We start from the raw sequence: 9,509 nt of genomic DNA, 5'->3' as shown, positions 1-9,509 counted from the left end.
CAAACGTATTCAGGCGAAGATTTTCACGGCCTCTTCGTCAGGATCATGGCAATTTTGCGCCATCATTCGAAACAGGCTTCCGTGAAACTTGAGACGCGACCGGATGGTTCCGGCAGCAGTCTGCACGTGTCAAAGACAATCGATCAAGGTCATGAGGTATTCTCCTTAGGCTGATTTCTTGCAATCGGAAATTCAGTAGGGTTTGGTAGGTTGCCCTCCATATCCCGCGGAAGATGAACTTAAACTGAACTCCCTCAAAAGATTCGCAAATTCCTCTCAAGAGCTGTGTTTCTCAGGGTAGGAAATGATCGACAGAAAGCGGATCGGCAGACTAACGAGCACTTCCGGACCATGCGGCGCATCGGCATCGAAAAAGAGGCTGTCACCCGGCCGCATCGCATAAAGCTTGTCGGCATGACGGTATTCGACTTCCCCTTCCAACATATAGATCAATTCCAGCCCTTCATGCTGAAATGCCGGAAAAACATCAGAATCGGCCGTCAGCGTGATGAGATAGGGCTCGACCTGCAGCCCGCTAGACCCGTTGGCTATGTGACCGAGCAGATTGTACTGATGACCGGCGCGCGTACCCCGCCGCTCCATCTCCACACCCTCGCCGGCCTTGACGAAGACGGCGTTGCGCTTTTCTTCGAACCGCCGGAAAAACGAGGTGACGGGCACTCCAAGCGCCCGCGCCAACGCCTGCAATGTGGTGAGAGACGGCGACGTGTTGCCGTTTTCGATCTTTGAGAGCATGCCGAGCGATATGCCGGTGGCCGAAGCAAGGTCGGCGCCGGTGATGCCGAGCTTCTTGCGAAAGGCGCGGACCTCGTGGCCGATCGCCAATTCGAGATTATTCTCTTTTACGTCGCGTATGGCATGCGAATCCTGGTCCAGGACCGCTCGCCCGTCTTGACCACCATTCCGTCTGCCGCTGCGCCCAGCCTCCGCTTTGGTCATGCTCCGCCCCACTCTATTTTGTGTTTTGGCGAAGCTTACTGTTTTCATGAAGCGCATTCTATCGGTCATGGGAAATTTTCTTTGCCCGGCGAAGTTTTGACAAGGCCGGGAAAGAAGAATTGCCGTTAGGGAAGCGTTTCAACTTGGGAAGAAACAGGAATGCGACGGTAACGTCTGGCTGACCTGAAGATTAGCCCGATCGGCCGTGGCCGTTAGAAAACAAAAAAGAGATGACGCCAACCATCGCTCTATAAACGCGGCACCGCAGCGGCGCGCGCCCATGATATGACCGATCAATGCCGGTCATATCATCCTTGCAGCGCGTTCAGATCACGATGCCGAAGACGATGGCGACGACGAAGAGGAATGCGGCAGAAAACAGCGCAACGTGGATTGCAGTCTGGATCTTGCTGCGCGTCGTCGCAACGCGCTTCGAGCCGTCGAACTGATTCACATGCGTATTCGACATACCCAAATTCGCCATGTGTTGCCTCCGTTCGTTTTTGTCGTTGTCATGTGGGCGAGCCCACGTCCGACATTTATACAATCCCTATCAATTAGGTAGAGATGAATTTTTGTCCAGAGGCCAACGCAAGAAAAAATAAACCATTGGACGGCGGTCTGGCTCGAAAGATCAGCAAGGCTGACATCAGCAGAGAATGCGGCGAGCCCAGATCAAAGTGCGCTCTACGGCGCTTGCTTCAGCAGCCGGAGTTTCGGTCGGACCGATCTGACGGCGGCTCTGTTCTTCCGGCAGAGTGACGGTCAACGCGTCCTCTTCTTTTGCTGGTGCTGGCGGATGAAGATACCCCATGGTCATGCCACCCATGAAAAACATGCCTGCCTCCACTCGCGCATGACCCCATGTAGGAGATCACGAAAGTTAACCGCCATTAATGGGATCATGACAGAATTGCGGCACGAGTCAATAGTCTATACGATTAGTCGTCTTTTAAGCGAAGCTTAACTAAAAGGGCGATGAAGGACTAATGATTACAATCAATTAGGCACGGACAAAGCCTTTGCTCGCAATCATCAGGTTGCGCGTGTAGTCCTGCTTGACATCGCCGGCCGCCAATTCTTTTGCGCTCAGCCGCTCGACGACAGCGCCATTCTGCATCACCACGAGGCGTTCGCACATATGGGTGACGACACCGAGATCGTGACTGACCATAACGAACGTCAGATGACGATCCCTGCGCACCTGCTCCAGCAAATTGAGCACTTCCGCCTGCACGGAAGCATCCAGCGCCGAGGTCGGTTCGTCGAGCAACAGGATAGACGGCTCGACGATCAAAGCGCGGGCAATCGCCACGCGCTGGCGCTGGCCGCCCGATAGTTGGTGCGGATAGCGGAAACGGAAGCCTGAACCGAGGCCGACTTCGTCAAGCGCCCGGGTAATGCGCGTCTCGCTGTCGCCGTTGCCGTGGATTGCCAGCGGCTCCAGCAGCAGCCGGTCGATGGTTTGACGCGGATGCAGCGAGCCATAGGGGTCCTGAAACACCATCTGGACCTGGCGGTAAAACGCTTTGGTGCGTTTTGCACCCTTCAGCGCCTCGCCATCGACGCGGATCACGCCGTCGCTGACAGGCGCGAGACCGGCGACGGCGCGCAGTAAGGTCGATTTGCCGGAACCGGATTCGCCGACAAGACCGAAGGATTCGCCCTTGTTCACATCGATGTTGACCGCATCGAGGGCGTAATAACCGTCATAGACGACACTGAGGCCGTCGACCGCAAGCGCCGCCGTCATGCCGCCCACTCCGGCTTGCGATCAAGGACCGGCAGCGGGTGACGGTCCTCGCCGATGACGGGCATGCAGTTCAACAGACCGCGCGTATAGGGATGCTGCGCATTGTTGAGTTCGGAAGCTTTTAATTCCTCGACGATCTTGCCGGCATACATGACGATCACCCGGTCACAGAAGGAGGACACCAGCCTCAGATCGTGGGACACGAAAATCAGCCCCATGCCGCGTTCCGATACCAGCCTGTCCATGATCCTCAGCACATCGAGCTGCACAGTGACGTCCAACGCCGAGGTCGGCTCGTCGGCGATCAGTAGCTCCGGGCCTGCGATCAGCATCATCGCGATCATCGCGCGCTGGCCCATGCCGCCGGAGACTTCATGCGGATGCAGGTCGTAGACGCGCTTGGGATCGCGGATCTGCACCGCTTCCAGCATGGCGAGTGCGCGCTCGCGCGCTTCCGCCCTGCTCACCTTCTCATGCGTGCGCAACGTCTCGGTAATTTGCTTGCCGATGGTCATCACCGGATCGAGCGAATATTTCGGGTCCTGCAGCACCATGGCAATGCGCTTGCCGCGCAGCGACCGGCGCTCCCTGGCCGAGACCGACAGCAGGTCGATGCCGCTGAAGTTCAGCTTGTCGGCCGTGACGATGCCATGCGACGAAGTGAGGCCCATGATCGCGCGGCCGGCTTGCGACTTGCCGGAACCGCTCTCGCCGACAATGCCGAGTCGCTCGCGGCCGAGCGTGAAGGAGACGCCGCGCACGGCTTCGATGATGCCGGTGCGGGTGGGATAGCGAACCCTGAGGTTCTCGACCGTCAACAGTGGCGTCATTGGCCGCTCTCCTTCGGATCGAGCGCATCCCGCAAACCGTCGCCGAGCAGGTTGAAGCCCAGGCTGACGATCAGGATGGCGATACCCGGCATTGCCGCCACCCACCATTGATCGAGATAGTATTTGAACCCGGTGGCAATCATCGCGCCCCATTCCGGCAGAGGGGGCTGTGCGCCCAGGCCGAGGAAACCGAGACCCGCCGCCGTCAGAATAACGCCGGCCATATCGAGCGTGACACGCACGATCACCGAGGAGATGCAGAGCGGCATGATATGGCGGAAGACGATACGGATCGGCGAGGCGCCCATGAGTTGCACGGCAGCGATATAATCGGAGCGCCGCACCGTCATCGTCTCAGCCCGCGCCAGGCGCGCATAGGGCGGCCAGGAGGTGATGGCGATCGCAATGATGGCATTCTCGATGCCGGGGCCGAGCGCGCCGGCAAAAGCGAGCGCCAGCACCAACTTCGGAAAGGCAAGGAAGATATCGGTGATACGCATCAGCACGGTGTCGATCCAGCCACCTGCATAGCCAGCTATCATACCGATAAACAGCCCGAGCGGCGCCGAAATGATCGCGACGAGAACAACGATATAGAGGGTCCATCGCGACCCATAGATCAAACGGGACAGGATATCGCGCCCGAGATTGTCGGTACCGAGAAGATAGCCGCCGGTCCCGGGCGGCTTCAGATAGGCATTGGTGAGATCCCCAATACTCGGCGGATAGGGGGCGATAACATTGGCAAATGCCGCCACAAGAATGAGGACGACAATGATCAGCAATCCGAGAACCGCCAGCCGATTGGCGGAAAATTGCCGCCATGTGACATAGGCACGTCCGAGGCTCGCTTGCCGGCGCGACTGCGGCCGATCCGACAGCAGCCAGTCACGCCAGCCAGGTTGCGTGGTCTCAGCGGTCGCCGTCATTTGCGTCGCGTCCTTGGATCGAGAGTGCGGTAAAGCAGGTCGGAGAGCAGGTTAATCCCGATGAAGGCTGTACCGACGACGACAGTTCCGCCGAGCACGGCGTTCATATCGGCGTTCTGCAGCGAGCTGGTGATGTAGAAACCGATGCCCGGCCAGGAGAACACGATCTCCGTCAGCACCGAACCTTCCAGCAATCCGGCATAGGAGAGCGCGATCACCGTGATCAGCGGCACGGCGGCGCTGCGCAGCGCATGTCCCCAGATCACCCGCGTTTCCGAAAGCCCCTTGGCGCGGGCCGCGACGATATATTCCTGGCCGAGTTCGTTCAGCATGAAACTGCGCGTCATCCGGCTGATATAGGCAAGCGAGAAGTAGCCGAGCAGCGAGGCCGGCAGAATGATGTGGCGGAATGCATCCCAGAACACATCCCATTGCCCCTGCATGGCGCTGTCGATCAGATAAAAGCCGGTGATCGGCGTGAAGGTATATTCGAAGGCGATGTCGATGCGCCCGGGATAGGCCACCCAGCCCAGCTTGGCATAAAAGATGACGAGCGACACCATGGCCAGCCAGAATACCGGCACCGAATAGCCGACGAGGCCGATGACGCGGACGATCTGGTCGATGAAGCTGTTGCGGCGCACGGCGGCAAGCACGCCGAAGGGAATTCCGAAGATCGCGCCGATGATCGTACCAACGGTCGCAAGCTCCATCGTCGCCGGAAAAACGCGCCGGATATCGTCCATCACCGGATTGGTCGTCAGCACGGATGTGCCGAAATCGCCGGTCAGGGCACTCAGTAGATAATAATAGAACTGCAGATAGAGCGGCTGATCGAGATGCATTTCACGGCGCAGGCGCTCCAGCACCTGCGTAGGTGCATGGTCACCGGCAATCGCCAATGCCGGATCGATCGGGATGACGCGCCCGATGAAGAAAGTGACGGCGAGAAGGCCGAGATAGGTCGTGACCGCCACGACCAGGAAGCGCAGAACGCCCATCAGAATGGGCGCGGCACGGCCCTTTTTGGGCCGCACCTCCATTTTCCGTTCGACAGTGCTCAAAGAACCAGTCCTATCGGACCATCACTTCGACACGGGCCAGACAAAATTGGTGTCGAAGCTCGGGCCGAGCTTGAAGTCCTTCACATCCTTGCGATAGCCGGCGACTTCCGTCTGCTGGAAGAGGAAGACGAAGGGGCTGGCATCCAGATACTTCTTCTGGATCTCCTGATACATGGCGCCGCGCTTGGCAGCGTCGACCTCGAACAGGGCAGCCTTTGTCTCCTTGTCGAGTTCAGGTGTCGTCCAGTCGTTGCGCCAGGCGAGCGTCTTGTTGGTGCCGGCGTCGGAGTTGTCGGGATTGTTCGTGAACGTATCGGCATTGGAATGGGGATCCCAATAGTCATTGCCCCAGTTGCCGAAATAGATGTCGTGGTTACGGGCGCGATACTTGGTCAGCTTCTGCTTGCCATCGCCGGGGATGATCTCGACCTTGATCCCGGCCTGGCCGAGCGTCTGCTGGATCGAGGTGGCAACGCCCGTATCCGGCTCGATGCTGCGCACGTCCATCGTCACGGAGAAACCGTTCGGCAGGCCGGCCTTGGCAAGCAGGTCCTTGGCCTTGGCAACATCAAGCTTGAACGGATTTTCATCCAAGGAGCCAAGCATGCCCTTCGGCTCGAAGGTCTGATGGATTTCGCCTATGCCCTTGATAAGCGTCTTGCTGATGGCGTCATAGTCCACCAGGTATTTGAACGCCTGCTGCACTTCCGGCTTGGCGAGGTTCGGGTTCTTCTGGTTGAGGCTGACGTAATAGATCGTGCCCTTCGGCGCATTGGTGGAGGTAAGTTCAGCGTTCTTCTCGATGGCCGCGAGGTCGGTCGGCGACAGGTTGCGGGCAACGTCGATGTCGCCATTCTCCAGCGCCAGGCGCTGCGCCGAGCTTTCCTTCATGAAGCGGTAGATGACGCGCGCAAGCTTCGGCTTTTCACCGTAATAATTGTCGTTGCGCTCCAGAACGACAGCCTGGTTGGCGCGCCATTCGCGCAGCTTGAACGGACCGGAGCCGGCATAGCCGGTCTTTAGCCAGCCATTGCCGAAATCGTTGTCGTATTTGTTGTCGGCCGACGGCGTCACCGGTTTGACGTGCTCCATAACCAGCTTCTTGTCGACCACTTCCGCAACCGTCGCTGTCAGGCAGTTCAGCACGAAGCTCGGCGCATAGGGCTTGTCGACGGTGAAGGTGAAGGTGCTCGGATCCGTAGCCTTAGCCTTTTCCGTGACGTTGTCGCCGGTCAGGCCGAACTGGGTGAGGATGAAAGCGGGGCTCTTGTTGAGCTTGACGACGCGCTCGAAGGACCAGGCGACGTCATCGGCGGTGATCGGATTGCCCGATGCGAATTTGAGGCCGGGCTTCAGCTTGAACGTATAGGTCAGGTGATCGTCGGAGACCGACCAGCTCTCGGCAAGATCGCCCTGGATCTTGGAGGTATCGTTGATATCGAGGCGAACGAGCAGGCTGTAGCTGTTGCCGGTAACCTCGGCGGCGGAGAGTTCGTAGGCTTCGGCCGGGTCCATGCTGAGAATGTCGTCGAAGGCGAAACCTTCAACCAGCGTATCCTTCGGCGTTGTCGCGAAAGCGCTCGGCACAGCCATCGTCAAAAGCGTGAGAGCCGCACCGGCCGAAAGGGCGCGAAAGTTGCGGTTCATCTTGATCATCATCATGTTTTCGTTCCCTTATTTTAGCTTTTATTACTATCAATCACGCACGCGACTTGCTGCTCTCTCCCCAAGCAGAAGCCAGGATACGAAGCCAGTTCTCCCTGCATAGCTTCACAAGATCGGCTTCAGCATAGCCAACGTTCCTGAGCGCAGCAATCAGCTTTTGGTTGCCTGCAGCGTCGCCGATTTCTTCCGGAATCGTCGCTCCGTCGAAGTCCGATCCGAGGCCGACGCAATCGATGCCGACACGGCTGACGAGGTGGTCGACATGGCGAACCAACACCTCGATCCGGGTGTTGGCATCCGAGCGGCCGTCCTCGCGCAGCATGGCCGTCGCATAGTTCAAACCGACGATGCCGCGGCTCTCCCTGATGGCGTCGAGCTGCTTGTCGGTGAGATTGCGGGCGACGGGGGTGAGCGCATGCGCGTTGGAATGGCTGGCGACCAGCGGCTGATCCGATGTCTTCGCCACATCCCAGAAGCCTTTCTCGGTGATATGGGCAAGGTCGATGACGATGCCGAGCCGATTGCACTCGCGCACCAGCGCAAAACCAGCATCGGTGAGGCCCGGCCCGGTATCGGGCGAGCTCGGATAGGCGAAGGGTACGCCATGGGCAAAGACGTTATTGCGGCTCCAGACGGGGCCGAGCGAGCGCAGGCCGGCCGCATAGAAGGTTTCGAGCGCGACGAGATCGGCGTCGATGGCCTCGCAGCCCTCCATGTGCATCACCGCGGCGAAGATGCCCTTTTCCATGCAGTCGCGGATTTCGGCGGTCGAGCGGCAAAGCTTCCAGACGCCGGCGCGATCGAGCTTGAGGGCGATCGCCGCCATTTCAAGCGCGATATCGAGCGACGACGCCCGCTCCAGCGGCGGCGAGAGCGGTGTTGCATAATGGCCGTTGCGATCGGGATCGGCGAAGACGAGATTGCCGGAGGGGATATAGATGGCGCAGAGGCCGCCGCCCAGCCCACCGGCCTTGGCGCGGGGCGCATCGATATGGCCAGTCGATATTCCATCCCTGAACTCGGCGACCGGATCAGTTCCTTCGCGGGCATGATTCCAGAGTCTCAGTAGAACGTCGTTATGGCCATCAAATACGGATTGCATTGTCTATCCTGGATAATGCGCTCGGACGAGCGGCGGGAAGCGGCCAGAATAGAAAAGATGGCAGGATTCGCCATACCTAAATGAAAAAAATCTGCATTAGCATAGAATGTCGCAGCAAACGAAAAAGGCGGGGCCAAAACCCCGCCTCGAGATATCAGACGAAACCTTGGCCGCTTCAGTGTTTGACCCGCTTCTTCTGGCGGTAGACGTCGATTGCGACGGCGGCGACGATGATGATGCCCTTGGCGATTTCCTGATAGTAGGCGTCGACGTTCAGGAAGGTGAATCCCGAGATCATCACGCCGAGGATAACCGTACCAATGATCGTGCCGGTAATGCGTCCGACACCGCCCGTGAGCGAGGTGCCGCCGATGACGGCAGCGGCGATCGCATCCAACTCGTAGGTTACACCCATGCCAGCCTGCGCCGTCTGGACGCGGGCGGCGGTGATGATGCCGGCAAGCCCGGCCAGAAGTCCGGCAATCGCATAGACCTTTACCAGATGTGCCTCGACATTGATGCCGGAGACGCGTGCTGCCTGCACATTGGCGCCGATCGCATAGGTGAACTTGCCGTAGCGCGTGTAGCGCAGCACGATATGGAAGATCAGCGCGACAAGCAGGAAGACGACGACGGGCCAGATGCCGGTGCCGATAAAATTGAACTGATCGGTGAGGCCGGAGACCGGTTGCCCCTTCGTGTACAATTTCGACAGGCCGCGGGCCGATACCATCATGCCAAGCGTCGCGATGAACGGCGGAATCTTGGTTTTCGTGATGAGCTGGCCGTTGACGTAACCGGCGGCAAGGCCGATCAGCAGGCCGATGCCGATCGGAACGAAAAACGGCATATCGGTCAGCGCTGGATAAAGCGCCCGCGCCCAGGTCGAGGACTGTGCGAAGCTCGCCGCCACCATGGCGGTCAACCCGACGACGGAGCCCGATGAAAGATCGATGCCGCCGGTGATGATGACCTGCGTGACCCCGACCGAGATGATGCCGATCACGGAAACCTGCAGGATCATGATCTTCAGGCGCTGCACATTGAGCAGAAAGCTCTGACCGACGAAGATCCAGCCGAGGATTTCGCACAGGAGCGCAATGCCGATCAGCACCAGGAAGATGCCGAGTTCCGGCGGGACGCGGCGGCGCCTGGGACGCGTCACTGACGGTGCGGTCGCCTCTGCAACTTTGCTAACCATGGTTC

Annotated in this window: 10 protein-coding genes; all 10 read right to left on the bottom strand. The window is 59.0% G+C overall.

Translation table 11 applies throughout. The features are described from left to right. Positions 1-276: 276 nt before the first annotated feature. Positions 277-960, bottom strand: a complete 684-nt coding sequence (locus tag PH547_RS11265) for a helix-turn-helix domain-containing protein (RefSeq protein ID WP_104824844.1) — start codon at positions 958-960, stop codon at positions 277-279. A 325-nt stretch (positions 961-1,285) separates the two neighbouring features. Next, positions 1,286-1,444 carry a hypothetical protein gene (locus PH547_RS11260; RefSeq protein ID WP_199773502.1) on the bottom strand — a complete coding sequence of 53 codons (159 nt, stop codon included), beginning with the start codon at positions 1,442-1,444 and terminating at the stop codon, positions 1,286-1,288. Positions 1,445-1,609: 165 nt separating this feature from the next. Further along, positions 1,610-1,798, bottom strand: coding sequence for a hypothetical protein (locus PH547_RS11255; RefSeq protein WP_104824845.1), 189 nt, complete (start codon positions 1,796-1,798; stop codon positions 1,610-1,612). Positions 1,799-1,963: 165 nt separating this feature from the next. Further along, positions 1,964-2,713: an ABC transporter ATP-binding protein gene (locus PH547_RS11250; RefSeq protein ID WP_285168272.1), complete on the bottom strand. Its 750-nt coding sequence runs from the start codon at positions 2,711-2,713 to the stop codon at positions 1,964-1,966. Beyond that, positions 2,710-3,543 (bottom strand): ABC transporter ATP-binding protein, encoded by an 834-nt coding sequence (locus PH547_RS11245; RefSeq protein WP_285168271.1) that lies wholly within the window; start codon positions 3,541-3,543, stop codon positions 2,710-2,712. Before PH547_RS11245 ends, PH547_RS11250 begins: the two co-directional genes overlap by 4 nt. After that, positions 3,540-4,472, bottom strand: a complete 933-nt coding sequence (locus PH547_RS11240) for an ABC transporter permease (protein ID WP_104824848.1) — start codon at positions 4,470-4,472, stop codon at positions 3,540-3,542. Before PH547_RS11240 ends, PH547_RS11245 begins: the two co-directional genes overlap by 4 nt. Continuing rightward, the gene (locus PH547_RS11235; RefSeq protein ID WP_104824849.1) at positions 4,469-5,536 is read right to left on the bottom strand and encodes an ABC transporter permease; all 1,068 of its coding nucleotides are present in this window, start codon (positions 5,534-5,536) and stop codon (positions 4,469-4,471) included. The genes PH547_RS11240 and PH547_RS11235 overlap by 4 nt, the downstream gene beginning before the upstream one ends. A 21-nt stretch (positions 5,537-5,557) precedes the next feature. After that, a complete protein-coding gene (locus tag PH547_RS11230; protein ID WP_104824850.1) occupies positions 5,558-7,198 on the bottom strand; it encodes an ABC transporter substrate-binding protein in 1,641 nt (546 codons plus the stop codon). A 37-nt stretch (positions 7,199-7,235) separates the two neighbouring features. Continuing rightward, entirely contained in the window at positions 7,236-8,303 is a 1,068-nt protein-coding gene (locus PH547_RS11225) for a dipeptidase (RefSeq protein ID WP_104824851.1), read from the bottom strand. Between the two features lie 175 nt (positions 8,304-8,478). Continuing rightward, complete coding sequence (locus PH547_RS11220; RefSeq protein WP_104824852.1) at positions 8,479-9,504, bottom strand: ABC transporter permease; 1,026 nt, start codon at positions 9,502-9,504, stop codon at positions 8,479-8,481. Positions 9,505-9,509 lie beyond the last annotated feature (5 nt).

Origin of the sequence: Rhizobium cerradonense (genome assembly GCF_030182455.1) — a bacterium.
Lineage (GTDB): Bacteria > Pseudomonadota > Alphaproteobacteria > Rhizobiales > Rhizobiaceae > Rhizobium.
The sequence above is the reverse complement of the archived record's forward strand: the minus strand, read 5'-3'. Positions and strand labels throughout refer to the sequence as shown.

What these genes read in the sequence shown, in the direction of transcription:
- PH547_RS11245 (WP_285168271.1), bottom strand. Translation starts at nt 3,543, where the DNA reads ATGACGCCACTGTTGACGGTCGAGAACCTCAGGGTTCGCTATCCCACC.
- PH547_RS11260 (WP_199773502.1), bottom strand. Translation starts at nt 1,444, where the DNA reads ATGGCGAATTTGGGTATGTCGAATACGCATGTGAATCAGTTCGACGGC.
- PH547_RS11240 (WP_104824848.1), bottom strand. Translation starts at nt 4,472, where the DNA reads ATGACGGCGACCGCTGAGACCACGCAACCTGGCTGGCGTGACTGGCTG.
- PH547_RS11255 (WP_104824845.1), bottom strand. Translation starts at nt 1,798, where the DNA reads ATGTTTTTCATGGGTGGCATGACCATGGGGTATCTTCATCCGCCAGCA.
- PH547_RS11220 (WP_104824852.1), bottom strand. Translation starts at nt 9,504, where the DNA reads ATGGTTAGCAAAGTTGCAGAGGCGACCGCACCGTCAGTGACGCGTCCC.
- PH547_RS11265 (WP_104824844.1), bottom strand. Translation starts at nt 960, where the DNA reads ATGACCAAAGCGGAGGCTGGGCGCAGCGGCAGACGGAATGGTGGTCAA.
- PH547_RS11250 (WP_285168272.1), bottom strand. Translation starts at nt 2,713, where the DNA reads ATGACGGCGGCGCTTGCGGTCGACGGCCTCAGTGTCGTCTATGACGGT.
- PH547_RS11225 (WP_104824851.1), bottom strand. Translation starts at nt 8,303, where the DNA reads ATGCAATCCGTATTTGATGGCCATAACGACGTTCTACTGAGACTCTGG.
- PH547_RS11230 (WP_104824850.1), bottom strand. Translation starts at nt 7,198, where the DNA reads ATGATGATGATCAAGATGAACCGCAACTTTCGCGCCCTTTCGGCCGGT.